General features: G+C 67.0%; 21 protein-coding genes. 14 read left to right on the top strand and 7 right to left on the bottom strand.

What is annotated here, in order from left to right; all coding sequences use genetic code 11:
* Nucleotides 1-4 precede the first annotated feature (4 nt).
* Nucleotides 5-991: an AAA family ATPase gene (locus ATJ93_RS17725; protein WP_120245970.1), complete on the bottom strand. Its 987-nt coding sequence runs from the start codon at nt 989-991 to the stop codon at nt 5-7.
* Nucleotides 992-1,126: 135 nt separating this feature from the next.
* Here ATJ93_RS17725 and ATJ93_RS17720 point away from each other — a divergent pair, with 135 nt between their 5' ends.
* The 4 genes from ATJ93_RS17720 (at nt 1,127) to pheT (ending at nt 7,779) form a co-directional block, all read left to right on the top strand.
* Nucleotides 1,127-2,725 (top strand): tryptophan--tRNA ligase, encoded by a 1,599-nt coding sequence (locus ATJ93_RS17720; protein WP_120245969.1) that lies wholly within the window; start codon nt 1,127-1,129, stop codon nt 2,723-2,725.
* Nucleotides 2,726-2,838: 113 nt separating this feature from the next.
* Nucleotides 2,839-4,206, top strand: a complete 1,368-nt coding sequence (locus tag ATJ93_RS17715) for a hypothetical protein (protein ID WP_120245968.1) — start codon at nt 2,839-2,841, stop codon at nt 4,204-4,206.
* Between the two features lie 334 nt (nt 4,207-4,540).
* Nucleotides 4,541-6,067 (top strand): phenylalanine--tRNA ligase subunit alpha, encoded by a 1,527-nt coding sequence (gene pheS / locus ATJ93_RS17710; protein ID WP_120245967.1) that lies wholly within the window; start codon nt 4,541-4,543, stop codon nt 6,065-6,067.
* Entirely contained in the window at nt 6,067-7,779 is a 1,713-nt protein-coding gene (gene pheT / locus ATJ93_RS17705; RefSeq protein ID WP_120245966.1) for a phenylalanine--tRNA ligase subunit beta, read from the top strand. The genes pheS and pheT overlap by 1 nt, the downstream gene beginning before the upstream one ends.
* 48 nt (nt 7,780-7,827) lie before the next feature.
* Here pheT and ATJ93_RS17700 read toward each other — a convergent pair whose 3' ends face one another.
* Both ATJ93_RS17700 and ATJ93_RS17695 read right to left on the bottom strand, forming a co-directional pair.
* Nucleotides 7,828-10,698: a M14 family zinc carboxypeptidase gene (locus ATJ93_RS17700; RefSeq protein WP_120245965.1), complete on the bottom strand. Its 2,871-nt coding sequence runs from the start codon at nt 10,696-10,698 to the stop codon at nt 7,828-7,830.
* A 168-nt stretch (nt 10,699-10,866) separates the two neighbouring features.
* Nucleotides 10,867-11,064 (bottom strand): hypothetical protein, encoded by a 198-nt coding sequence (locus ATJ93_RS17695; protein ID WP_006111025.1) that lies wholly within the window; start codon nt 11,062-11,064, stop codon nt 10,867-10,869.
* Between the two features lie 233 nt (nt 11,065-11,297).
* Between ATJ93_RS17695 and ATJ93_RS17690 the strand changes: the two genes are divergently transcribed.
* From ATJ93_RS17690 to ATJ93_RS17685, 3 genes are all read left to right on the top strand, one after another.
* Nucleotides 11,298-11,606, top strand: a complete 309-nt coding sequence (locus tag ATJ93_RS17690; RefSeq protein WP_120245964.1) for a non-histone chromosomal MC1 family protein — start codon at nt 11,298-11,300, stop codon at nt 11,604-11,606.
* A gap of 248 nt (nt 11,607-11,854) precedes the next feature.
* Entirely contained in the window at nt 11,855-12,013 is a 159-nt protein-coding gene (locus ATJ93_RS23780; protein WP_170155601.1) for a hypothetical protein, read from the top strand.
* Nucleotides 12,014-12,015: 2 nt separating this feature from the next.
* The gene (locus ATJ93_RS17685) at nt 12,016-13,335 is read left to right on the top strand and encodes an MFS transporter (protein ID WP_120246054.1); all 1,320 of its coding nucleotides are present in this window, start codon (nt 12,016-12,018) and stop codon (nt 13,333-13,335) included.
* 116 nt (nt 13,336-13,451) lie between these two features.
* Here the strand turns inward: ATJ93_RS17685 and ATJ93_RS17680 are convergent, their stop codons facing one another.
* From ATJ93_RS17680 to ATJ93_RS17670, 3 genes are all read right to left on the bottom strand, one after another.
* The gene (locus ATJ93_RS17680) at nt 13,452-14,231 is read right to left on the bottom strand and encodes a bacteriorhodopsin (RefSeq protein ID WP_120245963.1); all 780 of its coding nucleotides are present in this window, start codon (nt 14,229-14,231) and stop codon (nt 13,452-13,454) included.
* A gap of 2 nt (nt 14,232-14,233) precedes the next feature.
* Nucleotides 14,234-15,874, bottom strand: a complete 1,641-nt coding sequence (locus ATJ93_RS17675; protein WP_120245962.1) for a methyl-accepting chemotaxis protein — start codon at nt 15,872-15,874, stop codon at nt 14,234-14,236.
* Between the two features lie 162 nt (nt 15,875-16,036).
* The gene (locus ATJ93_RS17670) at nt 16,037-17,800 is read right to left on the bottom strand and encodes a sensor histidine kinase (RefSeq protein ID WP_120245961.1); all 1,764 of its coding nucleotides are present in this window, start codon (nt 17,798-17,800) and stop codon (nt 16,037-16,039) included.
* A 168-nt stretch (nt 17,801-17,968) separates the two neighbouring features.
* Between ATJ93_RS17670 and pheA the strand changes: the two genes are divergently transcribed.
* Nucleotides 17,969-18,787, top strand: coding sequence for a prephenate dehydratase (gene pheA / locus ATJ93_RS17665; RefSeq protein WP_120245960.1), 819 nt, complete (start codon nt 17,969-17,971; stop codon nt 18,785-18,787).
* 89 nt (nt 18,788-18,876) lie between these two features.
* On the opposite strand, the gene ATJ93_RS17660 is transcribed toward pheA, so the two are convergent.
* Nucleotides 18,877-19,302 (bottom strand): CBS domain-containing protein, encoded by a 426-nt coding sequence (locus ATJ93_RS17660; RefSeq protein WP_120245959.1) that lies wholly within the window; start codon nt 19,300-19,302, stop codon nt 18,877-18,879.
* Between the two features lie 123 nt (nt 19,303-19,425).
* Here ATJ93_RS17660 and ATJ93_RS17655 point away from each other — a divergent pair, with 123 nt between their 5' ends.
* From ATJ93_RS17655 to ATJ93_RS23775, 6 genes are all read left to right on the top strand, one after another.
* The gene (locus ATJ93_RS17655) at nt 19,426-19,881 is read left to right on the top strand and encodes a peroxiredoxin (RefSeq protein ID WP_120245958.1); all 456 of its coding nucleotides are present in this window, start codon (nt 19,426-19,428) and stop codon (nt 19,879-19,881) included.
* A 109-nt stretch (nt 19,882-19,990) separates the two neighbouring features.
* Nucleotides 19,991-20,410 carry an Hsp20/alpha crystallin family protein gene (locus tag ATJ93_RS17650; RefSeq protein WP_120245957.1) on the top strand — a complete coding sequence of 140 codons (420 nt, stop codon included), beginning with the start codon at nt 19,991-19,993 and terminating at the stop codon, nt 20,408-20,410.
* A gap of 182 nt (nt 20,411-20,592) precedes the next feature.
* Nucleotides 20,593-21,408, top strand: a complete 816-nt coding sequence (locus ATJ93_RS17645; protein WP_120245956.1) for a hypothetical protein — start codon at nt 20,593-20,595, stop codon at nt 21,406-21,408.
* Nucleotides 21,409-21,515: 107 nt separating this feature from the next.
* Nucleotides 21,516-24,209, top strand: coding sequence for a leucine--tRNA ligase (gene leuS / locus ATJ93_RS17640; protein WP_120245955.1), 2,694 nt, complete (start codon nt 21,516-21,518; stop codon nt 24,207-24,209).
* 184 nt (nt 24,210-24,393) lie between these two features.
* The gene (locus tag ATJ93_RS17635) at nt 24,394-25,497 is read left to right on the top strand and encodes a sodium:proton exchanger (protein ID WP_120245954.1); all 1,104 of its coding nucleotides are present in this window, start codon (nt 24,394-24,396) and stop codon (nt 25,495-25,497) included.
* A 92-nt stretch (nt 25,498-25,589) separates the two neighbouring features.
* Complete coding sequence (locus ATJ93_RS23775; RefSeq protein WP_170155600.1) at nt 25,590-25,760, top strand: glutathione S-transferase N-terminal domain-containing protein; 171 nt, start codon at nt 25,590-25,592, stop codon at nt 25,758-25,760.
* The last annotated feature ends 21 nt before the right edge of the window (nt 25,761-25,781 follow it).

The following is a 25,781-nucleotide window of genomic DNA, read 5'->3' as shown; positions in this document are numbered from 1 at the left end:
CCGACTACCGCGACGGCTCGACGGCCGGCACCTCGACCCGCTCGAGCACATCCCGGACGACGGTCGCGCCGTCGACGCCCTCGATCTGCGCGTCGGTCGTCAGCACGAGCCGGTGTTGCATGACCGGGACGGCGATCCGCTTGACGTCGTCAGGGGCGACGTACTCGCGGCCCTCGATCGCTGCCCGCGCTCGAGCCGCCTCGTAGTAGCGCTGGATCCCGCGCGGCGAGATGCCGATATCGACGCGGTCGTCTGCCCGGGTCGCCCGCGCGAGATCCACGAGGTACTCGCGGACCTCGCGGGCCATCGTGATCCGCTCGGGGACGTTCTGCAATCGGCGGACGCCGGCCGTCTCGAGGACCGGCTCGACGGAGGGCATCTTGGTATCTCGCTGGCTCCGGCGCTCGATCAACTCGAGTTCGCCCTCGCGCTCGGGGTAGCCGATCGAACTCTTGACCATGAAGCGGTCGCGCTGGGCCTCGGGCAGTTCGAAGGTGCCCTCCTGCTCGACCGGGTTCTGCGTCGCGATCACCAGGAACGGGTCCGGCAGGTCCCGGGTCGTTCCGTCGACGGTGACCTGGCCCTCGTCCATCGCCTCGAGCAGTGCGGCTTGCGTTTTGGGCGGCGCGCGGTTGATCTCGTCCGCGAGGACGACGTTGGCGAAGACCGGCCCCTCGGTGAACTCGAACTCCCCGGTCGCCTCGTTGAAGACGTGCGAGCCGGTGATGTCGTTGGGCAGCAGATCCGGCGTGAATTGAATCCGGGAGAACTCGAGGCCGAGCGCCTGCGCGAAGGTTAGCGCGGTGAGGGTCTTCCCGGTTCCGGGGACGTCCTCGAGCAGGACGTGGCCGCGCGCGAGCGCGGCGGTCAGGACGGTTTCTAAGAACTCGCGGTCCGTGATCACCGCGTCGCCGATCCGATCGATCACTTCGGTACAGGTGTCGCTGGCGGCGGCGACCGAGCGGCCCGGATCCGGGTCTGCGTCTGCCATCGGTCGTCGTTGTCGGCGCCGTCACATGAAGATACTGGCGATCCGACCGGTCCGCGGCCGGCCCTTCCCCGCCGAGCGCGAATCGAGCGGCGAGAAGCGAAGGCTTTTGCGCACCCGAGCGCCAAAGCGACGATAATGACCGGAGACGATCCACTCGAGGAGTCGACTGACTCCGAGTCCGAGTCAGGAGAACCGCTGACGGACGGAGGGGCTGCAGGCGCGGACGACGTCGCGCTCGACCCGTGGGGCTCCTCGAGCGTCTCCGACTACCGCAAGCTCTTCGAGGAGTTCGGCATCGAGGAGTTCGACGAAGTACTGGACGAGGTTCCCCACCCGCACTACCTGATGCGCCGGGGCGTCATCTTCGGCCACCGCGACTACCGCCCCGTCGCCGAAGCGCTGCGAAACGACGAGCCCGCGGCGGTGCTATCGGGGTTCATGCCCACCGGCGACCCCCACATCGGCCACAAGCTCGTCTTCGACGAGATCATCTGGCACCAACAGCAGGGCGCCGACGCCTACGCCCTGATCGCCGACCTCGAGGCCAATTCGGCCCGCGGGATGTCCTGGGCGGAGATCGACGAACACGCTCGAGACTACCTCCTCTCCCTGCTCGCGCTCGGCTTCGACCCCGAGGAGGGAACGCTCTACCGCCAGTCCACGAACCGGGAACTGCAGGATCTGGCCTTCGAGCTGGGCGCCGACGCCAACTTCTCCGAGTTCCAGTCGATCTACGGTTTCGACGGCGAGACCGACATCTCGCACATGCAGTCGGTCGTCACCCAGATGGCCGACATCCTCTACCCGCAACTCGAGGAACCCAAGCCGACGGTTATCCCGGTCGGCCCGGACCAGGATCCCCACGTCCGGTTCGCGCGCGACCTCGCCGAGCGGATGCGCTTCTTCAAGGTCTCGGAGGCGTACGCCAGCTTCGAACTCGAGGACGCGGAGCGCGCCCTCGTGGCGGAGTTCTACGAGCGCCTCGACCCCGCCGATTTCGACGACGACATGCTCCGGTGCACCCACGTCGCCGAGGAACTCGAGGAGACGCCGCTGTCCGACCTCGAGGTCGACGCGAGCACGCTCGACTCGGTCCTGACGAAACTCGAGGAGGGCGGCATGGAACCGCTGCGGCCCCGCATCCGCTTCTTCGACCGGCGCGCGACCGACGAGGCCTTCGAGGCGCTGATCGACGCCGTCGAGGGCGAGAAGCGCGTCTACGAGAACCACGTCGACGCCTTCGACCTCGAGCGCGCCGAGGCCGAGGAACTGGCCCGCGAGATCGAAGTCGAGAACGGCGGCTACGGCTTCCAGCCGCCGTCCTCGATCTACCACCGCTTTATGACCGGCCTCACGGGCGGCAAGATGTCTTCCTCGATCCCCGCTTCGCACATCTCGCTGCTGGACGATCCCGAGGACGGTTACGACAAGGTCAAGGCCGCGACCACCGGCGGCCGCGAGACGGCGGAGGAGCAGCGCGAGAAGGGCGGCCGCGCCGACGAGTGTCCCGTCTACGAACTCTACGCCTACCTGCTGGCCGGCGACGACGACGAGTTCGCCAAGCGCGTCTACGACGAGTGCGTCGGCGGCGAACGGCTCTGTGGCGACTGCAAGGAGCAGGCCGCCCAACTCATGCGGGAGTTCCTCGAGGAACACCAGGAGAAACGCGAGGAGGTCGAGGAACTGCTCGAGGAAGCGGATATCGAACTCGAGTCGCCGCGACGGCGGCAGTAACGACGGCGTTCGAATCGGCGCCGCTATCGGACTCGTTTCGCGTTCTTTCCCCTAACTTACAGGTCGTTGTCTGACGAAGTTATATAGGCCCGTTCGTGAAACCACTCGGACGAATGGCCCGCCCTCCCCGCGATACCCTCCTCGTCTGTGCGGACGTCCTCGGCACGTTCAGCGTGACGACGGCGGATATCGACCGTCGACGGAGCGGCCGGAGCGCCGGGACCGACGACCCGCTCGAGGCCGCCCTCGCGGACGTTCTCTCGGACGGCCGAAATCGAACGGCCGTCCTCCGGCAGACGGTCGCCCGGAGCGGCCGGGGGCTCAACTGTGCTGCACGCTATTCGCGAGAATCTCTGGAGCGCGAGCTAACGACCGTTTTCGAGGCGATCGACTGGTCGTTCGCGCTCTCAGCGACGGGTCGTAGACGGGGGACGTCGCAGGGACTGCACCTCGAGGCGACCGACCACGGCGGCCGGCAGCGCGAGACGACGTTCGAGTACCCCGACACGCCGCTTGGTACCGACAACCTGCCCGCGGTCCTGCACGCGATCAACGAAGCGCTGCTGTCCGGAACGGCCGCTCGGTTCGTCCTGCTGTCGTCGGGCGTCGACCGCTGGCGCGCCGCGCTGGTCGACGAACAGGAACTCGAGCGCCTGCGGGATCGGTACGGCCCGCGGATTACGGCGGTCGAGCGGCCGTTACTTCCTGAACACAGTCTCGAGGCGTACGTCCCGGACGAAGCAACGGACGGTGCCGACGAGCCGTGGCCCACATGGGCCCACGACCGCGAACGCGATAGCGGCTACGACGCCGACGACGAATCGACGGCACTCGAGGGCGGGGACGATGAAATCGGCTCGCTCATCGAAGAAGCCGAAGCCGAACCAGCGAGCGAGCAAAGCGGTGCAACCGAAGCCGCGGCGTCCGCCACCAGCGCTGCGTCCGAAACCCGACAGCGAGAACCCGACACGGCGAACCGGACGACGGCCCCGCCCTCGAGGGAAGCCGACGGGTTCGAACTCCGCGGATCGCCGACCGTCTCGCGCGTCAGCGGCGGCGATGACTCGTCGCCGACGACCGATGACGGTACGAAGCGAGGATCCGACGAGCCTCGAGCGGACGTCACCGACAGCGAATCGGAATCGGACGACGGCTTCGGTACGCTCTCTGGAACGACCACCAGGACCCGCGTCTCGAACGATTCGTTCGGCTCCGACGTCGAGTGGGAGACCGAAAACGACCGCTACCGTGCGCTCGGCGCTGCGCTCGGCGCCGGCGGCAAGGTCTCGGTCGAGGGGCTGCTCGAGGACGACGACTTCCTGCCGGAACTGCCGGCCGTCGAACCCGAGGAGCGCCGGATCGAGTTCGACGATCCGTTCGACCCCGACGCGGTTCGGGAGGCGAAAGCCGCCGCCGAGCAGTCGGGATTCGTCTGGGTCGATTCGGGGACGCTCGAGACGACGCGGCTTTCGAACGGCTGAACCGCTGCCGCCGTCCGGTCTGCTACCAACCCGCAACGTTTTTGCTTCCCCCCTCGCATCGAACGCATATGGCATCCGAATCCCACGCCGGAGGCGTCGTCAGTCAGCCCCAGCGGCCGCGATCGGGATTCGGCTTCTTCTTCCCCGCGTAACGCGGGTCGGCGGACCCGCGGGCGTCCACACCGGACATCCGCGGCGAAACCGACCGCACGCCGCCGATCGTTGTGATCGGCGGCCGTCAGTATCGGATCGGGAGGCTGGCCTCGCCAGCGTCGAAACGCCGATCCGAGTCGGAACCGCTAACTGACCGCCCGTCAGCCATCCAAACAAGCGAATGCAACTTCCAGAATCACAGGTCGCGGTCTTGGAGGCCGCGAGCGCGGACGAGGCAACGTCCGTCGACGCCCTCGCCGAGGCGACCGACCTGCCCCCGGAGACCGTCACCGGCGCGGTCTTCGAACTCGAGGACGAGGGGCTGGTCGCCGTCGACGAGCGGGTCGACGAAACGATCCGACTGACCGAGGAAGGGGGCGAGTACGCGACCGAGACGCTCCCCGAGATCCGACTCTACGAGGCCGCCCTCGAGGCCGGCGCCGACGCCGAGCCCGTTCAGATGGGGCAGGTCATCGGCGCGTCGGGACTCGAGGGGCCCCAAGTCGATATCGCGCTCTCGAACTACGCGCGCAAGGGGTACGGCACGATCGACAGCGGCGAGATCACCGCCGATCCCGACGCCGACCCCGACGCGGACGCGGAGGCGAACGCGCTCGCGTCCCTCGAGGGCACCGGCGAGACGCCCCGCGACGCCGTCGACGTCGATGCGGACACGCTCGAGCAACTCGACCGGCGCGGACTGGTCGAAATCTCGGAGACGACCGTCCGCGAGGCGACTCTGACCGAGCGGGCCGTCACCGAACTGATGGCCGGCATCGAGACCGCCGAGACGGTCGGGCAGGTCACGTCCGAACTGCTCACCAGCGGCGAGTGGGAGGACGTCGAGTTCGCCGACTACAACGTCGAGGCCGACGCCGAGCGCTTCGAGGGCGGGAACGTCCACATCCTGCGCCAGACCGCCGAGCGCGTCAAGGACGTCCTCGTCGGGATGGGCTTCCAAGAGATGCAGGGCCCGCACGTCGACGCGGACTTCTGGATCAACGACTGCCTGTTCATGCCCCAGGACCACCCGGCCAGAACGCACTGGGACCGGTTCGCCCTCGAGCAGCCGACCCACATCGACGACCTCCCCGAAGACCTCGTCGAGGACGTCGAGCGCGCCCACAGGGAGGGCGTCGGCGAGGACGGCGAGGGCTACCACTCGCCGTGGGACGAGGACTTCGCGCGGGCGCTCGCGCTGCGCGGGCACACGACCTCGCTCTCGACGCGCTACCTGTCGGGCGAACAGATCGGCGACATCGAGCCGCCGGCCCGCTTCTTCAGCGTCGAGAAGGTCTACCGCAACGACACGCTGGACCCGACGCACCTGCTCGAGTTCTTCCAGATCGAGGGCTGGGTGATGGCCGAGGACCTCTCGGTGCGCGATCTGATGGGCACCTTCGAGGAGTTCTACGCCCAGTTCGGCATCGAGGACATTCGGTTCAAGCCCCACTACAACCCCTACACGGAGCCGAGCTTCGAGCTGTTCGGCACCCATCCCACCACCGGGGAACTCGTCGAGATCGGCAACTCGGGCATCTTCCGCGAGGAGATGCTCGAGCCGCTGGGCGTGGAGTGCGACGTCATGGCCTGGGGACTGGCCTTAGAGCGCCTGCTGATGCTGATGTACGGTTTCGAAGACATCCGGGACATCCACGGCACGCTGTGTGACCTGGAACTGCTGCGCAACACGGAGGTGACCTACTGATGCCCACGGTCGACATCGACCCCGACGAACTGCGGGACCTGACCGGTCGCGAGGAGAAAGGCGACGAAGAACTCAAGGAGGACCTGTTCGGGCTCGGCCTCGAGTTCGAGGGCCGCACGGAGGACGGCGCGTTCGAACTCGAGTTCGCGCCCGACCGGCTCGACCGGCTCTCCGTCGAGGGCGTCGCGCGCTCGCTGCGCTACCAGTACGGCGACGCCCGCGGGGTGCACGTCCCCTCGACAAATAACGCCGACTGGACCATCGAGGTCGACGAGTCGGTGCCGGACGAGCGTCCCTACGTCACGGGCGCGGTGATCCGCGACGTGGATCTCGACGAGGAGAGCCTCGAGTCGCTCATCCAACTGCAGGAAAAGCTTCACGCGACGATGGGCCGCAAGCGCGCGAAGGGCGCGATCGGGATCCACGACCTGACGATGCTCAAGGGCAGCCCCGCCACCGAGGGCAACCCGACGATCGAGTACGTCGGCTTAGAGCCCGACGAAGATACGTTCGTCCCGCTGGACTCGGATCAGGAAATGACGCCGGCCGAGGTGCTCGAGGAGCACCAGACCGGCCAGACCTACGCCGATCTGGTCAGCGAGTACGAGCGCTACCCGGCGATCTACGACGATCTCGGGCTGTTCTCGTTCCCGCCGGTCATCAACGGTCGGCGCACCGAGGTCTCGACGGACTCGCGGGACCTGTTCGTCGAGATGACCGGTACCGACCAGTGGACGATCGACAAGATGCTCAACATCGTCTGCTACGCGCTGGCCGGCCGCGGCGCCACGCTCGAGGAGGTCAACGTCGAGTACCCGGACCACGAAATCGTCCGCCCGGATCTCTCGACGAAGACGAAGACGGTCGCTCACGACCGCATCGAGACCATCCTCGGCATCGACCTCGATCCCGAAGAAGTGATCGACCTCGCGGAGCGGTCGGGCCTCGAGGCCGAAAGGGAAGAAAGCGAAGACGGCGACCTCGTCTACGAGGTCACCGTACCGCCCTACCGCGTCGACGTGCTCCACCCGCTGGACGTCATCGACGACCTCGGGCGCGCGTACGGCTTCAACGACCTCGAGCCCCGCTACCCCGACGTCGGCACCGTCGGCGGCCGCCACGAGCGCTCGCGGCTCGAGCGCTCGGTCCGCGAGCAGCTCGTCGGGCTGGGCTTCGAGGACCTGCTGAACTTCCACATGATCAACGAGGCGGAGAACTACGAGCGCCTCGATATCGAGCCGGGAACGGACGTCTACGGCGCCGGCGAGCCCGCGACGATCAAGGAGCCCTACAGCGAGGACTTCACGATGCTGCGGACGTGGGTCACGCCGTCGCTGCTGATGGTCCTCGAGCGAAACACCCACCGTGCGTACCCGCAGGACCTCGCGGAGATCGGCTTCACCGCCGAGGTCGACGAGAGCGAGAACACCGGCGTCGCCGAGCGCCGGCGCGTCGGCGCCGTCCTCGCGAGCCACGAAGCCGGCTACGAGGACGCCAAGGCGCGCCTGCAGGCGCTCTGTCGCCGCTTCGACGTCGACCTCGAGACGCCGCCCACGGAGCACCCCACCTTCATTTCGGGTCGAACGGCCAGCGTCGTCATCGACGGCGAGGAAGTCGGCGTGATCGGCGAGGTGCATCCCAAGGTGCTCGTCGAGCACGACCTCGAGGTCCCCATCGCCGGCTTCGAGTTCGATCTCGCGGCGCTGCGGTAACACCGACGGACTGAACCCGTCGATGGGTCGGCGAGACGACGATCCGTCCTACCGTATTTTGCCGTACGTCCGCACTAGTTCGCCGTTCCTGTACCGTCGCTGTTCGAAGCCCAGCGCGTTACAGATGAGCGTGTGACCCATAAACGAAACCGCGTAGTCCGCCATCCCGAACGGGTGGAGGACGGTCTGGCGAGCCGGCGGCAGGATCGAGCCGAGGACGTTGATCTCGGCGTCGTCCGCCTCGAGCGTCCCGGCGCCGACGCGGTCCTCACCGCCGGTGGTTCCGGCGACGTCGCCGCCGGCGCTCTCGAACGCGTCGCGGTCGACGACCGTCGCCGGCTGGTCGACGCCCGTCGTGTAGCCGAGCTGCGACCCTTTCCACATCTCCCGCTGTCTGGGCCTGATACCCGCGAGTAGCCGGTGATCGAAGTCCCTGTCGTCGAGGTTCGCGAACTGGACGTCGATCGTCTCGACGTCGTCGGCCTCGATCGCAGCGGCGTCGCCGACGTCGAGTTCGGCCAACAGGTTCACGCCCGTATCGGTCAACACGAGGTCGCCGCCGGCCTCGACGAACGCCTCGATCGCCTCGAGGTACTGCGGGTCGTCGATGCCGTCGTCGTGGGAGACGACGAGTTTGTCGTAGCGGCGCTTCCCGGAGTTGCCGCGGAGCAGTCGGCCGATGCGGACGTCGTGGACCCGGAGGCCGTCCATCTTTCCGTCTTCGAGGAAGGGCTCGAGGTCGGCGAAGAACTGCATCGGGTTGACGGTGTACTCGCGCTGTTCGTAGCCGAGTACCTCCTCAGGGTCGGGGTACTCGTCGTCGCTCTCCAGAATCGTCACGTCGGCCTCGATTTCGGCGTCGGCTTCGACCTCGACCTCCCACTGCCCCGCCTCGGGACGGTCGACGAACCAGCCCTCGAAGTCGTGCGGTCGGCCCGGAGCGTCGGGAGCCGTCCGTTCGCCGAGGTCGAGCTCGTGGACGACGTTTCCGGCGGGATTCCGAACGCGGACGACACCCTCGCTCGCACCTGCGACGCCGGCGAGGTGGATCGACAGCGAGTGAGATCGGTCGGTGGTCTGGGCCGCGACGCGCCCTCGGTCGCCGGGACCGGGTTGGACGACGTCGTGTCGGCGGCGAACCGCCGTCGCTCGATCCCGCCCCCGTCCCCGTCCGTTGCCGGGGTGGTCATCGGTGTGGGGGAGGTCGGCGGACGACCGAGTGAGTTTGTCCGACGTGACGTACGCGGTGTCCCGGCCGCCGGTTGCGACGGTCGCGCTGGTGTCGGCGGCGGTCATCTCGGCGTACTCGCGCATCGAGATGCGGTACGCTCTGGCCAAGTGGCGTTCGACGTAGGGCTTCCACTCGATCTCGGCCTCGGAGAAGTGATTCGCGCGGACGATCTCGGGTGCGACCGTAACGGCCCCGAGGCCGCCGAACTCCTCGGGCTGGCCGGCCCAGCCGAGGAACGCGCCGGTGACCTGGTAGGCGAGCGAGTCGTAGATCGTCCCCCAGTCGAAGAGACCGTCGTAGCTATCGCCGTCCGGGACGGCCGGAACGCCGTACATCTCCTCGCCGGACGTGGCGAGGGCGTCCGAAACCGCGTCGATCCCGCCCCACTCGTCGACCATCCCTTCGCCGATCCGGATATTGACCTCGTCCAGATCGTGGGTGCCAGCGTGGTCGAACGGCGCGTTCGTCTCGAGGTTGAACACCATGTGGTCCGCGGTGTACATCCCGTGGTAGTCACAGAGGTACTCGACGTTCTCGTACCCGCGGAAGTGCTCGACGATCGCCAACGAGTCGGGGACGACGTCCGCGTACCCGAGCCCCTCGTCCTCGTAGCCCGGGCGAACGTCGGGCGCGTCCTCGGGTTCGGCGGGCCAGAACGCCGGGTCGACCCAGCCCATCGTCGGATACTGTCGGTTCGTGTCGATCGGGCTCTCGTCGACGCGACTCGCGTTTCCGCGCCGGAAGTTCGTCTGCGTCTCGCCCCACGGGATCTCGAATTGGGGCGTTCGCGAGACCCAGCCGTCGGGGTTCGTGAACACGAAGACGATCGCGATCTCGTCGAGCAGCCCCGCGAAGTCGTCGGCGTCGCCCCGCGCGAGGTCCTCGATGAGCCGACAGCCGGCCTCGACGCCCGCGCGCTCGTCGCCGTGGATCGAGAGGGAGAAGACCGCCTTCTCCTTCTCGGCGAACGACTCGTCGTCCCGGACGTCGTTCGTAACGTCGACGACGTAGATGTCCTGCGAGTCGGGATCCTCGCCGGTGTACCGGTTGGGCCAGCCCGGCGATTCCCGGAGGGTGTGCACCCGAACGCGATCGGGGAACGTCGACTCGAGGTGCGCGAGTCCCTGCGCGGTCTCCCGGTACGAGACGAAGTTCCGGGCCTCCTCGACCGGCGGGAAGACGCCGTCGGCGTAGGGATCTTCGAGCTTCCACCAGGGGTTCGCGCCGGGGGAGAAATCCATCAGTTCGACGCCGTCCAACTCGAGGACGTCCTCGACTTCGTCGGCCGTGAGGTGGGCGTGTGCGGCCGGTGTCGGCGATTCCCGCGTGACTGCCTTCGGCGCGCGGGACAGGTCCGGATCGGGCGCCGCCGCGTACTCGTCGGCGAAGGCCTCGAGGGCCTCCCGGTTCGCGAACTCGACGACGGTCGCCGCCTCGTAGTCGTCGGGCGTGTGGTTGACGACGAAGGCGTACTCGTCGGTCAACGGTTCGCCCGAGACGTCGGCGGTCGCGGCGCCGGGAAGCGCGAGCGCGGCACCCGTCGCCGCCGATAGCGAGAGGAACGTCCGTCGATCGATGGGGCTGTCCGCGAACGCGTCGGCCCGAGCGCGGTCGGCGCCGTCGGACTCGGCGTCGGAAGCGCGTTCAGCGGAGCGATCCGATCGTGAGTGGTGAGGTCCGTGTGCCATGGGGGATCGAGCGGGTGTTACCCACGGCGACGGATCACAATGGATTCAAATAAAGACTATAAGGAATAAGTGAATTTCACTGCGGGACGTATTTTTATGTAGATGTGGGGTGCATATCGAGCGAACTACCGACTCGGCGAGTCGACGCGTCGAAAGAAAGGCGACCGCCTAGAATTCGTGTTCGACGTCTTCCTCGTCGGCCTTTTGGATGATGATCTTGCCGTCTCGGACGCGGACGAAGACCTCGTCGCCGATATCCATGCCCGCGACTGCGAGTTCATCCTCGTGGAGGTTGAGGTGGACGTTGTGGTAGTTGCCGTCTTCGTCTTTCGCACCACTCGGACTCAGCTTCTTTTTCCGTACCATCGCGGGATTCTATGCCGAACTTCGCCGTAGGATATACTTAAGTGTTTTCGACGCCTCGGCGAATGACCTTGTTACACACCGGTTCGAGAGGAAAGTGGACGAAGCGACGACAAGCGGTTGATACTGCGGGGAAGATGCGCACCCGCTGCACTTAAAGATACCGCCGCAGTCGGTCGATTTCGGGGGATATCTTTATGTCAGGTCGTGTGCTGAATTGACACGGAGGCGAACCCATGGTACGTGAAGACGGCAAACGGAACTTCGCACTGCGCGACTCGGACGGCGAGGAGACGAGCGTCTTCTCGGGGAACACCCCGCGGCAGGCGGCGCTCAAGGCGGCCCGACGGCTCGAGCCCGGCTCGAGCGAGGCCGACGCCGACCGAGTCGAACTGAAACTCCGAGAGAAGGGCACGGACAAGGTCCACATCTACGAGGGCTGGGCCTGGGAGGAGACCGCCCCCGACGACAAGCCCGACTGGATGCCCGACGAGATCACGGAGGCGAACGTCTCGAAACAAGGGATCGAACACCTCGAGGAGTGACGACGGCCGACGGTATTTTCTCGGACACATTACACGTCGAGTGACGACTGTACAGATCGTGTGGTTTAGTCTGTGATATTCGACGCGGGTTTTCGCGACAAACGAAATCCGAATCGGGCGTCGAGCGACGACCGTCAATTTCCTAAAGGACATTCTATCCCTTAGAGCGGACGGGGAAGAGACAGTATTGTTGGATTCGACTAATGATTAGGTTTATAGAATTTCGAGCGTCGAGTGTCACCCGAGATATGAACCCGTTCGTCCACCAGATTCGGAATAGAGAGTCGGATCGTACGACAGAAGTGGCGTGCGACGAACGCGCCCAGTTCGAGCCCGAGCCGGCGAAGACGACCTCAGGATCGGATCCGGATTCGAATCCGGACCCGGAGGCGGAGGTGGTGGCATGAGCGTGCTCCCCGGGAAGTGGAAGAACCTGCTGCTCGCGACGGCGATGTTCAACCTCGGCTTCGTCATCTGGTTCTCCTTTGCCCCCTTTACGGGCGAGATCGCCGACGAGTTCGGCCTCTCGGTCGCGCAACTCGGCGTCGTCTCGAGCGCGGCCGTCATCGCCGTCCCGCTCGGTCGGATCGTCATCGGGCCGCTGACCGACAAGTGGGGCGCGCCGGTGACCGCGGGCGGGACGATGGTGATCGTGGGGGCGTTCGCGATCATCAGCGCGTTCGCCCAGACCTACGAGGTGTTCACCGCCTCGCGGATCGTCGCGTCGCTGGCGGGAATCACGTTCGTCATCGGTATCCAGCACGTCTCCGAGTGGTTCGAGGAAGAAGAGTTAGGGACGGCCGAGGGGATCTTCGCGGGGATCGGCAACGCCGGCGCGGGCCTGGGCGCGTACTTCACGCTGCCGCGGCTCTTCGGCGAGGGGTACGTCGGCCCGCTGTTCGACGCCAACTGGCGCGCCGCGTTCTTCTACACCGGCGCGCTGGCCGTCGTCGTCGGCGTCCTGTACTTCGTCTTCGGCGACGCCGCCAAGAGCGAGCACAAGCGTCAGGCGACGAAAGCGAGCGTCAGCCTGAAACAGTGGCTGTACATCGCGACCCGCTACGGCGCGGTCGTGCTCTCGGTCGCCTACGTCATGACCTTCGGCCTCGAGTTGGCGATGAACGGCTGGCTGGGCACCTACTACCGCGAGGCGTTCGGCCAGAGCGACATCGTGATCGCGGCGACCTTCGCGGCGACGTTCTCGATCGCGGCGGGCCTGCTGCGGCCGATCGGCGGCTACGTCAGCGACGTCGTCGCGCGCACGGAGACGGACCTCCTCCCGTGGTTCGAGGGCCGCTACCGCGAACAGTGGACGTTCGCGACGCTGGTGTTCGTCACGTGTGCGATGTTCGGAATGACCGCGGCCGGCCTCACTGGAAACATCTACGTCGCCGTCGTCGCCGGCTTCTTCGTCGGGCTGGGCTGTGCCTTCGCCGAGGGCGCGATCTTCGCGCAGGTGCCGGCGATGTTCCCCGACAGTTCGGGCAGCGTCGCCGGCGTCGTCGGCGGCATCGGCTCCTCGGGCGGGTCGATCTACCCGCTGATCTTCGCCGCGCCGTTCCTGCCGAACCTCCACCTCGGCTACGCGGTCGTCGCCGCGACGATGATTCCGATCATCGCGCTGTCCGCGTGGGTCTTCCAGCCCCGCGTCGCCGAGCGGGCGACCGAAGACGGCTGGATCGTCGACGCCGACGCGTCGACCGCCGGTCCCGCGCCGAGCGACGATTAACTCGGCCGACCATACGCGCGGCCGATCCATCGCAGCGTCCACTCGAGGCGTAGCGGCTGACACTCGAGTGATCGCAACCGGACTACGTGTAAAAGAAACGATCGAAATCTGCCGCTTCAGTCGCCCGTCTCGACGCTCTCGGCCGTCTCGACAGTCTCAGCGGTCTCAGCGGTTTCGGCGCGGCGCCTCTCCTCGAGGTTGGTATCGGTTCGAGACGAGCGCAATCTTCCCTCCTCAGCCGCCGCCTCGAGCGCGTCGACGTTTCGCAGGACGAGCCCGGCGAACCCGAGCAGGAGGATGGCTTCGACGTAGACGAGCGTCAACAGCGCGACGAAGTCGTCGACGAGCCCGAGCCCGTCCGCCGCGATGAGGCCGTTGATCACGAGTCCGATCCAGCCGAGGACGATCAGGTGCTTGAGCTTCGTGAACAGCAGCGACCGGTCGCCCGACCGGGACGCGGCGACGCGCGTAAACGGACCGTACAGGAGGTAGACGCCGGCGATCAGCAGCGCGAACGGTAACAGGGACGCGATTTGTCCCGCGATTCCGTCCAGGAGGTAGCCGACGAGGGTGATCCAGACTCGGCCCAGTACGATCGCGAGCAAGAGTAGCGCCGCCCGCCGGTCGACGCCGGCGATCGCGCTGGTCACGTAGACGATCGGGATCCACATCCCGGTGTAGCCCAGGAACCGCGCCAGATCCGTATTGCCGCCGATAACGAATTCGATGGCGGTCATACCGACGTACGCGATCGCCATCACGCCGACGGCTGCCGTCGCGGCGTACCCGTAGCGTCGGCACGCAGCCGGAAGGCGCCGCGTCCAGGCCAGAAACGCGAGCGTCGCGACGACGAAAACGAGCGTCGAGGCGCCGATGGCGGTTGCGATATCGACCACGATCAGTCACCTCCGACCCCGGCCGCCGAACGAACGGACCGATTCGTCGCTCCACCCTCGAGCGTGAACGCGTCGAGAAGTTGCTTCAGGTCGCGCGCGTCGTCGCCGAGGTCGGTCGCGGTCGTCGAGACCGAATCGATCGTGGCGCTGGTTTCCTCGGAGGCCGCGGCGACCTGCTGGGCCTTGGTCGCGGTCTCGTCCGAGACCGCCGCGACGTCGTCGACGATCGCCGACAGCTCCTGTGCGGAATCGGCTTGATCGTCCGCGGTCGCGGCGATCTGCTGGATGCTGCCGTCGACTTGCTCGACTTCGCCGGCGATCGTCTCGAGGCGCAATTCCAGATCGTCGACGATCGTCGCCGTCGACGTAATGTTCGACTCGACCTCGCCGATCTCGTCGGCCGTCGTCTCCGTCCGGTCGCGGATCGACTCGAGCGTCTCCTCGATGTCGTCGACGGCGGCCATCGTCTCCTCGGCGAGGGCCTTGATCTCGTCGGCGACGACCGCGAAGCCGCTGCCGTCGGCGCCGGCGGTGGCGGCTTCGATCGAGGCGTTGACCGCCAACAGGTTCGTCTGGTCGGCGATGTCGTCGATCAGGGCGATGATCTCCTCGATCTGTTCGGTCTCGCGGGTGAGCGCGTCGGCGGTTTCGACGACCGTCTCCGTGTTCTCGACCAGTTCGTCGATGTTTTCGGCCGCCTCGGCGGCCGCCTCGCGGCCCTCTTCGGTCAGTTCGGTGACGTACTCGGACTGGTCGGCGATCTCGCCGGTCGTCGAGGCTACCTCTTCGGTGGCCGCCGAGAGGTCGCTGACTTCCGCGGCCGCCGCGTCGAGGTCGTCGGTCTGCTCGGCCGCCCCGTCGGCGATCTCCTGAACGGAATCGGCGACCTCCCGGCTGGCCGTCCGGATCTCCGCGCTCGAGTCCTCGAGTTCGACGGAGATCTCCTCGACGGCGTCCGCGGAGTCCTGAACGTCCGCCATCGTCTCGCTCATCCGATCGAGCATCTCGTTGAACGAACGCGCGATCGCTTCGATCGCCTCGTCGTCGACCTGCGGCTCGAGTCGCTGCGTAAGGTCGCCGTCGGCGCAGGCGTCCATGACGTCCGAGAAGCGCTCGGCCTCGGCGACGAGCCGCTCGTTCTGGCGCTCGACCGCCGCGCGGGTCTCCCGGAGCTGCTCCCGCTCGTCCTCGAGTTGGTCGGCCCGCTCCTCGGCCTCCCGTTGGGCCTGCTGTGCGCGCTCCTGTTCGGTTTCGAGGTCGGCGAGGGTGTCCTCGAGCGAGTCGCGCATCCGCTCGACCGAGCCGTACAGCTCGCCGATCTCGTCGATGCGATCGGTCTCGAGGTCGACGTCGAACTCGCCGTCGCCGATTCGCTCGGTTTCGGTCCCGAGCCGGCGAAGCGCCAGAGAGACGTTCCCGCCGAGGACGATTCCGAGCAGGCCGAGGTTCATAACGAACACGACGACCAGCCCCGAGAGGGCCGCGATCGCACGAGTTTCGGTCTCCGCGGCCGGACCGGAGACGGCGTACCGTCCGAAGATGACCGCAAAGAGGAGGGTGACGCCGATGACGCACCCCAATATTGCGACGATTTTAACGCTGTACTGGCGGCGGATTCGATTCGGTATGACGGTTTCGATCATCGTATCTGTTCGCCGAACTGAACCACCGGGGAACCGGTGGCTACCGGCTACTGGAAGGAACTCTCCGAGAGTGTGATAATTGTTACCGCCACCTGACAACTCGTGGATGAGAACGGGGAAGACGGGTGGTGGTCAGATGATCGCTGAATCCGATCGACGGCACTAGAACGGGACGTTCGAGTTCGAATCCGGATCGACGCCCGACGTCGCGACCGAGCCGACGACAGACTCGGTCGCCTCACCCGTCGCAATCTCGAAGCGCGCACCGCCCTGCTTGCCGTCGGTCACCGAGATGTCCCAGCCGTGGGCCGAGACGACCGTTTCGACGATCGACAGGCCGAGACCGGTGCCGCCGGCGCCCGAGTACCCCTCCTCGAAGACGTGCTCGCGGCGGTCCGGCGGAACGCCGGCGCCGTCGTCTTCGAACGCGAACCCGTCGGCAGTGCCTTCAACGAGGATTCTGACGCTGGTATCGTTGTGCTCGATGGCGTTGCGAACGAGATTCTCGAGCGCCTGCTGCAGCCGGCCGGGATCCGCTTCGACCGTCGGCAAATCGTGCGTCTCGAGCGTCGCGTCTGCCGTCTCGACGCCGGCCCACGCATCGCGCACGACCGACTCGAGCGAAACCGATTCGACCGCGCCGAGTTTCGCCCCGTCGCGGGCGAGCAACAGGAGGTCATCGATCATCGACGCCATGCGATCGGCGGCGGCGGTGATGTGCTCGAGGCGGTGCAACTCCTCGGTTTCCGCGATCAGGTCGGCGGTCCCCGAAATCACGTTCAGCGGGTTCCGGAGATCGTGACTGATGACGGACGCAAACTGCTCGAGGTGCTCGTTCTTCCGGACGAGTTCGCGCCGGCGGCGCGTACGTTCGATCGTGTGGCCGATCAGTTCGCCGAGCATCCGGAGCTGTCGGCACAGCCGGTCGGGCCACGGTCGGCGGTGATCCTGGCCGACGACGAGCACGCCGCGCAGTTCCCAGTCGATCACGATCGGCACCGCGAGCAGCGCCTCGAGGCCCCGTCGTTCGAGGTAGGGGTGGGTATCGCCGGCCTCGCCGTCCTCGTTCGGGGCGAGGTCGCCGATGAATCCGTCCGGCACGTCGATCTCGGGACGATCGGTCGTCGGCGGGATCGCGTGAGCGTCGTACTCCCGGAGCGAGTCCTCGAAGCCGGGGAACGCGGACGGGTCGATCGGCTCGACGGCCGAAGCGTCCGCAGATACTGTGCCATCCGTATCGGAGACGGCAGTCGAGCCCGTCGACTCGAGCGAAGCGGTACCCGACTGTGTGGCGTCCCAGGCGTGAGTCGGCTCGAGTCGCGCCGCCTGCTCGTCGTACTCGAACACGAGACAGCGGTCGGCGTTGAGCCGAGTGCCGATCGAGCCGAGTGCCCACTCGATCTCGATGTCGACTTCGTCCGGGGCGGCGCCCATCAGCGAGCGCGCGATCTCGAGGACGGTGCCGCTGACGTCCGAAATCGAGGCGTCGTAGATGTCGTCGATCCGGGCCCGAAGGCGCGCCGCTGGATCGGACTCCGGCGTGGCACCCGTCTCCGACGACTCGGACCCATCAGCGCGGCAGACGACGTCGGCGACGTCGGCCCGCACCAGCGATCGAACCCGCTCGGGATCGAACGACGGAACGACGGGAACGATCGGCAGCGACGGCCGCGCGGCGCGGACGGCCTCGAGCGAGTCGGTCCACGACCGGCCGTCGCTCCGCTCGCGGAACGCCTCGGTCACGACCAAACAGTCCACGTCGGGATCGACCGCCCCGCGAAGGGTGTCGACCTCGGCGGCGGCGACGTCGGTGACGCGATACGGCGGCTCGATCGCCGCGGCGAGGCGTTCGCGGCCGCCGTCGACGTCGGCGTAGCGTACGTGAAACGATCGGCGACTATCCCAATCCCTGTCCACTCCTGGCACTAGCTCTCGACCTGCGGTTCCCGAACTATTCGCCAGAATTCGAATATAGCTTGTGGCAGATTCGCTCTCGAGCGGCCCTCGATGGGTGCAGCCACGGCTCGAGCGACGCAGTCGGGCGGGCGTTCAGTCCCGACGTTCTTTTCACCCCGTCCACACTACGGAACGGCAATGACCGCAGTGACGCTCGGACCGGAAGGGACCTACTCACATCGAGCGGCGACCGCCGTCGCCGACGACGACGCGATCGATTTCCGCCAGTCGGTGACGTCGATCGTCGACGCCGTCGCGAGCGGCGAGTACGAGCGCGGCGTCATCCCGATCGAGAACAGCATCGAGGGCAGCGTCACCGAGAGCTTAGACGCCCTCGCGGAGTACGACGTCGCCGTCGTCCGCGAGATCGTCACCCCGATCCGCCACGCCTTGCTCGCGCAGGGTCCGGCGTTCGACACCGTCGCCAGCCACTCGCAGGCGCTGGCGCAGTGTCGCGACTACCTCGAGCGCGAGTACCCCGACGCCACCCTCGAGGCCGTCGCGAGCACGGCCCAAGGTGTCGAGTTCGCCCGCGAGGATCCGACGGTCGCCGGCATCGGCCACCCCGCGAACGCCGACGGCGGGAACGGCCTCGAGGTGCTGGCCGAGGACATTCAGGACCGGGACTCGAACGCGACGCGGTTCTTCGCGATCGCGCCCGCCGAGGAACGCTCGACGGGCGGCGGCAAGACCTCGCTGGTCGTCTACCCGGACGTCGACTACCCCGGCCTCCTGCTGGAACTGCTCGAGCCCTTCGCGGAGCGGGACATCAACCTGGTGCGCCTCGAGTCGCGCCCGAGCGGCCAGCGACTGGGCGACTACGTCTTCCACATCGACATCGAAGCCGGCCTCTACGAGCGCCGGACGAAGGAGGCCCTCGAGGAGATCGAAGCACTCGCCGAAGACGGGTGGGTGCGCCGGCTCGGCTCGTACGATACGGAACACGTCGTCGAGTGACGTCGGCGAGTAAGAACGAACGGACGCGAGTACGGGTACGGAGCGCGGTTCGCAGACCGTGGCGATCCGCAAGCCGCCGCGATGACGGTCTACGGACTGTACTCCGGCGACTGGGTCTCGATCGTGTCCGCGACGTTCTCGAGTTGCTCGCCGATCGTCGCGACCAGATCGTCGAGGGTGACGATCCCCGTCAGTTTGCCGTCCTCGTCGACGACCGGGAACCGTCGCGCGTTCTCCTCCTTGATCGCCTCCGAAATTTCGATCGGATCCGCGTCCGCGGCGAGCGTCGTCGGACTCCCCGTCATCACGTCTTCGGCCGCTTTCGACTCGACGTCGTCGCTTTGGCCGACCTCGAGAGCGATATCGCGGTCGGTGACGATGCCGACGGGTTCGTCGTTCTCGACGATGACGACGGCGCCGACGTTGTTCGAGGCGAGACGCTGTGCGATGGTGCCGAGATCGGTGTCCGGATCGGCTGTGACGACGTCGTTCGGACCGAGTTCGATGACGGACATAGCACCTATGACAACCGGAGACAGCGGCTTTAACGCGCGGCTTTCACTTGAACCGCGTCGCATCGGGGCGCACATCACCTCGAGCACCGCAAACGGTTTTTCGGCTCCGGCCGGAGGTCGCGTATGCCTCTCGACGAAGGAACGGACGCCCCGACCGTAACCGCGCCGAATCAGGACGGTACCGACGTGACCCTCGAGTTCGACGAGCCGACGGCGCTGTACTTCTACCCGCGGGACGACACGCCCGGCTGTACGATCGAAGCGAACCAGTTCCAGCGCGAGTACGATACCTACCGAGACGCCGGCGTCGACGTTTACGGCGTCTCGACCGACGACGTCGACTCGCACCAGTCGTTTTGCGAAGCGGAAGGGCTCGAGTTCGATCTGCTCGCGGACCCCGACGGCGAGATCGCAGCGGCGTTCGACGTGGACGTGCAGGGTGGCGCGGCCGCGCGGACGACGTACTTCTTGGTTGATGGGGAGGTGCAGGCGGTCTACGAGGGCGTCAATCCTGACGGACATGCGCGGGAAGTTTTGCAGGACGCGCTCGAGAACGGGCTGGTAACGTTGCCGGAGTAGTCGGCGCTATCTTCGGCTCGAGCCCGCTGCTGCCCGATCGCTGCCGAGACGAGCCTTCTGTCCTTCGCTCGCGGGCAGATTTATCCCGCTCGAGGGCGTAGCGTCGCGTATGCGACGAAACCCGTTCGACGAACTCGAGGAGATGCTCGACCGCGTCAGCCGGCAGGTCGAAGAGGGAATGACCAGCGGCGGGCTTCAGGTACCGGGTACGGTCCCGGTCGACGTCGCCGACACCGGCGACGAGTACGTCGTCACCGCCGACCTGCCGGGGTACGAGACCGACGACATCGATCTGACGCTCTCGGAGGGGACGCTGCGCCTCGAAGCCAACCGCGAGGACGAACGGGAGTACGCGGAGGGCGAGTACCTGCGCCGCGAGCGGACCCACAAGACGGCGAACCGGCGAATTCGCCTACCGGAACCAGTCGAGGAGGACGGAGTGTCGGCGGGCTACGAGGACGGCGTGCTGACCGTTCGGCTGCCGAAGGTCAGCGGCGGCAACGAGTCGAAAGAGATCGACATCGAATAATCGTCGACCGGTCGATATCGAAACTGAATCGACCGACAACTACCCGCTGGGGGTCGACCGTGGGGTCACATCGCTCCCGGCACCGCCTCGACGCGGCGTTCCGATCGACAGCGGATCGCGTTCGCACCGTTCTCGAAACGTCACCCCTACGACTATTATACCCGAGTGACAGCTAGTCGGACATGGTCGATGCGAATGCGCTCGTCGTCGCGGGAGTCTGCGCGTTGATCGGCGGGTTCGTCCTGTTACAGGCCCGCTCGACTCGCAAGCGGTACGCGACGATCGACGAGGTCGACACCGCGGACGACGAGCGCCTCGAGCCGGGCGGCGAAGCGACGATTCGGGGGCCGGTTCGGGTCGACGAAGCCGCAGCGCCGGCGCGGACCGGACCCGAGCTCACGGTCGGCGGCGATCCGCCCGCCCTCTGGGCGTGGCGTCTCCGCCGAAAGGGCGGCGGGGGATCGGAAGGAAGCACCCGCTGGCGGACCGTCGAGGACGGACTGTCGGTCGGCGAGTTCGCCGTCGACCGCGGCTGGGATCGCGTCCGCGTCGACGCCTCGGCGCTGCCGTCCCGGCGAGACGACGCGATCGATCCGTTCGACTCGCCGCAGCTATTTCTCGGCGAACCGGAGGAAGAGACCCTTCTCGGCGAGCTCGATCCCATCAATCGTTTCTTCGAACGGACGGGACTGGCCGGCGACGACGGCGTCGTGAGCGACCTCGAGTTCTCGGTCAGCGTCGGCGGGAAGACGAACTGGCCGGACAAGTATCAGGCGACCGTGATCCGCGACGGGGACGAACTGGTGGTTCGGGGCGAACTCCGCGAGACGGCCGACGGCTACGTGCTCCGAGAGACCGACGAGACGCCGCTGGTCGTCGGGACCGAGACCCTCGACGACCAGCGAGAGCAGTTGCGCTCGAAGCTCCGCCTCCAGCGGGCGGTCGGCGGCGGCGCACTCGCACTCGGCATTGTCCTCGCAGTACTGGGCCTCATCTGAGGGGAGTCCGTCGGTACGGCCGGGTCCGTCCGGCGCGATTTTCGGGCAGTGGCTGTTGTCGGATGGAAAGCTATAGGGCGGCGACGCGCCCACACGTATATAAGCAAATGAGCGACGCGGGATACGACCACGCGGCAGTCGAACGGCGCTGGCAAGAGGCGTGGGACGACGCGGACGTCTACCGGACGCCCGACGACGTCGACGATCCGACGTACGTCCTCGGGATGTACCCGTACCCGTCCGGCAAGCTCCACATGGGCCACGTCCGCAACTACACGATTACGGACGCGTACGCCCGCTTCCGCCGGATGCAGGGCGACGACGTGCTCCACCCGATGGGGTGGGACGCCTTCGGCCTCCCCGCCGAGAACGCGGCCAAGGAACGGGACACCAACCCCCGGGACTGGACCTTCGACTGCATCGACACGATGCGCGACCAGATGGATTCGATGGGCTTCGGCTACGACTGGGACCGCGAGGTCACCACCTGCACGCCGGAGTACTACCGGTGGAACCAGTGGCTCTTCCGGCGATTCCACGAGGAGGACCTCGTCGAGCGCCGCGACGCCGAGGTCAACTGGTGTCCCCACTGCGAGACCGTCCTGGCCGACGAACAGGTCGAGGGCGAGGCCGAACTCTGCTGGCGCTGTGACACGCCCGTCGAGACGCGCGAACTCGAGCAGTGGTTCCTGCAGATCACCGAGTACGCGGACGAACTGCTGGAAGCGATCGACGACCTCGAGGGGTGGCCTAACTCGGTGCGCCAGATGCAGCGCAACTGGATCGGCCGCCAGTACGGGTCGGAAGTCGACTTCGAGGTCAGCGAGGCGCCACGCGCCTCGAGCGGACGCGGCGAGGGGAGCGAGCCGCGGGAGTACGGCCCAGTCACGGCCTTCACGACCCGCATCGACACCATCCACGGCGCGACCTTCTTCGCGCTGGCGCCGGACCACCCGATCAGCGAGGAACTGGCCGAGGAGGACGACGAAATTCGGCGGTTCATCGAGGAGGAGGCCGACCCCGACGGCGACGAGCCCAACGGCGTCGAGACCGGCCTGACCGCGACCAACCCCGTCACCGGCGACGAGATTCCGGTCTTCGTCGCGGACTTCGTCCTCTCGGACGTCGGGACCGGCGCGCTGATGGCCGTTCCCGGCCACGACGAGCGCGACCACGCGTTCGCACAGAAGCACGATCTGGACATCGTCCCGGTCATCGCGCCCGAACCCGAGGAGGGCGAACCCGAAGCGCCGGATGTCGAGGAAGCCGCCTACACCGAGGACGGCGTCCTGATCAACTCCGGCGACTACTCCGGGCTGGACAGCGAGACCGCCCGCGAGCGCCTGACCGAGGACATCGAGAGCGCCGAGGAAGCCAAGCAGTACCAGCTGCGCGACTGGGGCATCTCCCGGCAGCGCTACTGGGGGACGCCGATTCCGGTCGTCCACTGCGACGAGTGCGGCCCCGTCCTCGTGCCGGAGGAGGACCTGCCCGTCGAACTGCCGGAGTTCATCAACACCACCGGCAACCCGCTGGACGCCGCCGAGGAGTGGAAGCAGACCACGTGTCCGGAGTGTGGCGCCGACGCTACGCGGGAGACCGACACGATGGACACCTTCGTCGACTCCTCGTGGTACTTCCTCCGGTACGTCTCGCCCGGCCTCGAGGACGCGCCGTTCGACCGCGAGCGGGCCAACGACTGGATGCCGGTCGACCAGTACGTGGGCGGCATCGAACACGCCGTGATGCACCTGCTGTACTCGCGGTTCTTCACGAAGGTACTGGCGGACCACGAGGGCTTAGAGCACCGCGAGCCCTTCGAGAACCTGCTGGCCCAGGGCATGGTCCAGCTCGAGGGCGAGAAGATGTCCAAGTCGAAGGGCAACGTCGTCTCGCCCCAGCGGATCGTCGAGGAGTACGGCGCCGACACCGCGCGGCTGTTCATGATGCAGGCCGCCCAACCCGAGCGCGACTTCGACTGGAGCGAGGAGGGCGTGCGCTCGACGAACGCCTTCCTGGGTCGCCTGAAGGAGATGGTCGAGGAGTTCGCGGCTGAAGAGCCCGACGGCGAGTACGACGCCGTCGCGCGCTACGTCGAGAACGAGATCGAGGCGACGATCGCCATCGCGACCGACGAGTACGACGATCTGACCTTCAATAAGGCGCTGCGCGAGACGCAGGATCTGACTCGGACGCTGCGGCAATACGCGAATCACGCCGAGCCCCACGCCGAGACCTACGAGCGCGGCCTCTCGGCCGTCGTCCGGCTGCTCGCGCCGGTCGCGCCGCACCTGACCGAGGAGTTGTACGACCGACTGGGCCACGACGAGTTCGTCGTCGACGCCGCGTGGCCGACCGCGACCGTCGACCGCGACCGCGTCGAAAAGCGCCGCCGGCTGGTCGAGAACACCCGCGAGGACGTCCGCGACATCATCGAGGTCGCCGGCATCGAGGACCCCGAGGCGATCGACGTCGTCGTCGCGCCCGACTGGAAGTACGACGCCTTAGAGATCGCGATCGAGAGCGACGCCGACAACCTGATCGGCGAACTCATGCAGGAGAGCCACATCCGCGAGCAGGGCGACGCCGCCGCGGACTACGGCCAGGACCTGCAGGCCGAGCGCGAGGCCCTGTCGATGACCCTCCCGCCCGAGGAGGAGCACGAGGCCCTCGAGGCCGCCGCGTGGCTGCTCGAGCGCGAGTTCGACGCGCCGGTTCGGGTGCTCCGCGCCGACGACGCGGACGAGAGCGTCCTGAAGAACGCCGAGCCGGGTCGACCGGCAATCGAGATCGAAGACTGAGCGGCGCGCCGCTCAGTCGCGGCTGATACCGCGGCGAGGTCGCGGTCGCGACCGACTCCGTTCCGTTCGCCGTCCTGTTTTCCGTTTTCGAACCCGACAGTCACAAAATCCCGTATAGAGACTTCCAACGGACTCGTCTACCCGAGGTGTTAGTTATATGCTGGCGATTCACATACGGGATGGCATGCTCGAGGAGCTACTCGAGGGCGTTATCGAGTCACAGGGGCTCTGGATGGCGTATGTCCTCCTCCTTGTCGGTGCGGTCGTGCTCACCTACAGCGTCGAGAAGCTGATCAGCTACCTGACCCGCGCGTCGCTGGGACTCGGGGTGTCGATTTTCGCACTCGCGATCGTCTTCACCGGCTTCGAGTTCGACGATACCGTCATCGCGCTGGTGTTCGGAGCCGGCGAACTCGAGCAGGTCGCGCTCGGGACGGCGCTGGGAACCGCGCTGGCGATCACCGGGATCACGCTGGCCGTCGCCGCGGTCGTCCGGCCGTTCCCGGTTGCGATCCCTGACGACTACCTGTGGCTGTTCGCGCTGTCGCCGCTGGCGCTGGTGCCGTTCGTCCTCGTCGGGACGCTCACGCTCGTCCACGGGCTGTTGCTGGCCGCGATCTTCCTCGGGCTGTTCGGCTACATCGTGTACCGGGAGTTCCACCGGGACGTGCCGGTCTTCCGCGACTCCGAAATCGCGGAGCGACTCGAGGCCGACGGCGGCGTCGCGATCGACGACCTCCACGTTTCGGACGTCGACATCAGGACGGTTCTCGAGGAGATTCCAGAGGATCGAATCGTCGCGGATCGACCCTACGAGGGGCTCTTTTGGCTCGGACTGGCGGGCGTCGCGCTGGTCGGCGTCACGGCCGGCGCCCTGCTGCTCGAGACGGGCTCGGAGGCGCTGGTCGAGTCGTGGGGCCTCGAACAGACCGTCTTCGGTGCGACGGTGCTGACGCTGGTGTTGACGTTCGAGAACCTGCTGCTGACGCTCGAGCCGGTCCGCCGCGGCGTCCCGGAGATCGGGATCGGGCACGTCATCGGGAGCGTGATCTTCTCGGTCACGGCGAACGTCGGCGTCATCGCGTTCGTCGCCGAGGTCGCGATTCCCCGCGCCGTGCTGGTCTTCCATCTCCCGGCTGTGCTCGTCTGTACCGCCGTCGCGGCGTACTTCATCTCGAGCGGGCGGCTCCGGCGACGGCACGGCTACGCGCTCCTGGGGCTGTACGCGGTCTATTGGCTCGTCGCGCTGGTGGTCTTTGGGGGTGTACCGATTCCGGAGGCGCTCTGAGCGCCCCGATCGACGTCACGGACCGGCGGACGCGTCGCTCGGCTGCGAGTACCGGCTACCGTTTACGGATCGCCGCCGCGTACCGTATCGGGATGCTCGAACGCTACCAAGCGGAGGGCTGTCCGCACGGCGAGACGGTTCGCGAAACGCTAACCGACCTCGGCAGCGAGGACATAATTCCGTTCCTCGTCGACGCCGACCGCGAGGAGACGCTCTACGAAAGCGAAGATATCGTGGACTACCTCGAGGAGCACTACGCGTAGCGGGCCCACGGTGCAGTCGGC

Origin of the sequence: Halopiger aswanensis (assembly GCF_003610195.1) — an archaeon.
In the GTDB taxonomy this organism is placed as follows: Archaea; Halobacteriota; Halobacteria; order Halobacteriales; family Natrialbaceae; genus Halopiger; species Halopiger aswanensis.
This window is presented reverse-complemented; position numbering and strand designations above follow the sequence as displayed.

What these genes read in the sequence shown, in the direction of transcription:
- ATJ93_RS17660 (WP_120245959.1), bottom strand. Translation starts at nt 19,302, where the DNA reads ATGTCCGTCATCGAACTCGGTCCGAACGACGTCGTCACAGCCGATCCG.
- ATJ93_RS17695 (WP_006111025.1), bottom strand. Translation starts at nt 11,064, where the DNA reads ATGGTACGGAAAAAGAAGCTGAGTCCGAGTGGTGCGAAAGACGAAGAC.
- pheA (WP_120245960.1), top strand. Translation starts at nt 17,969, where the DNA reads ATGACCGCAGTGACGCTCGGACCGGAAGGGACCTACTCACATCGAGCG.
- ATJ93_RS23780 (WP_170155601.1), top strand. Translation starts at nt 11,855, where the DNA reads ATGAACCCGTTCGTCCACCAGATTCGGAATAGAGAGTCGGATCGTACG.
- ATJ93_RS17715 (WP_120245968.1), top strand. Translation starts at nt 2,839, where the DNA reads ATGGCCCGCCCTCCCCGCGATACCCTCCTCGTCTGTGCGGACGTCCTC.
- leuS (WP_120245955.1), top strand. Translation starts at nt 21,516, where the DNA reads ATGAGCGACGCGGGATACGACCACGCGGCAGTCGAACGGCGCTGGCAA.
- ATJ93_RS17675 (WP_120245962.1), bottom strand. Translation starts at nt 15,874, where the DNA reads ATGATCGAAACCGTCATACCGAATCGAATCCGCCGCCAGTACAGCGTT.
- ATJ93_RS17700 (WP_120245965.1), bottom strand. Translation starts at nt 10,698, where the DNA reads ATGGCACACGGACCTCACCACTCACGATCGGATCGCTCCGCTGAACGC.
- ATJ93_RS23775 (WP_170155600.1), top strand. Translation starts at nt 25,590, where the DNA reads ATGCTCGAACGCTACCAAGCGGAGGGCTGTCCGCACGGCGAGACGGTT.
- ATJ93_RS17725 (WP_120245970.1), bottom strand. Translation starts at nt 991, where the DNA reads ATGGCAGACGCAGACCCGGATCCGGGCCGCTCGGTCGCCGCCGCCAGC.
- pheS (WP_120245967.1), top strand. Translation starts at nt 4,541, where the DNA reads ATGCAACTTCCAGAATCACAGGTCGCGGTCTTGGAGGCCGCGAGCGCG.
- ATJ93_RS17635 (WP_120245954.1), top strand. Translation starts at nt 24,394, where the DNA reads ATGCTCGAGGAGCTACTCGAGGGCGTTATCGAGTCACAGGGGCTCTGG.
- ATJ93_RS17690 (WP_120245964.1), top strand. Translation starts at nt 11,298, where the DNA reads ATGGTACGTGAAGACGGCAAACGGAACTTCGCACTGCGCGACTCGGAC.
- ATJ93_RS17720 (WP_120245969.1), top strand. Translation starts at nt 1,127, where the DNA reads ATGACCGGAGACGATCCACTCGAGGAGTCGACTGACTCCGAGTCCGAG.
- pheT (WP_120245966.1), top strand. Translation starts at nt 6,067, where the DNA reads ATGCCCACGGTCGACATCGACCCCGACGAACTGCGGGACCTGACCGGT.
- ATJ93_RS17650 (WP_120245957.1), top strand. Translation starts at nt 19,991, where the DNA reads ATGCGACGAAACCCGTTCGACGAACTCGAGGAGATGCTCGACCGCGTC.
- ATJ93_RS17655 (WP_120245958.1), top strand. Translation starts at nt 19,426, where the DNA reads ATGCCTCTCGACGAAGGAACGGACGCCCCGACCGTAACCGCGCCGAAT.
- ATJ93_RS17645 (WP_120245956.1), top strand. Translation starts at nt 20,593, where the DNA reads ATGGTCGATGCGAATGCGCTCGTCGTCGCGGGAGTCTGCGCGTTGATC.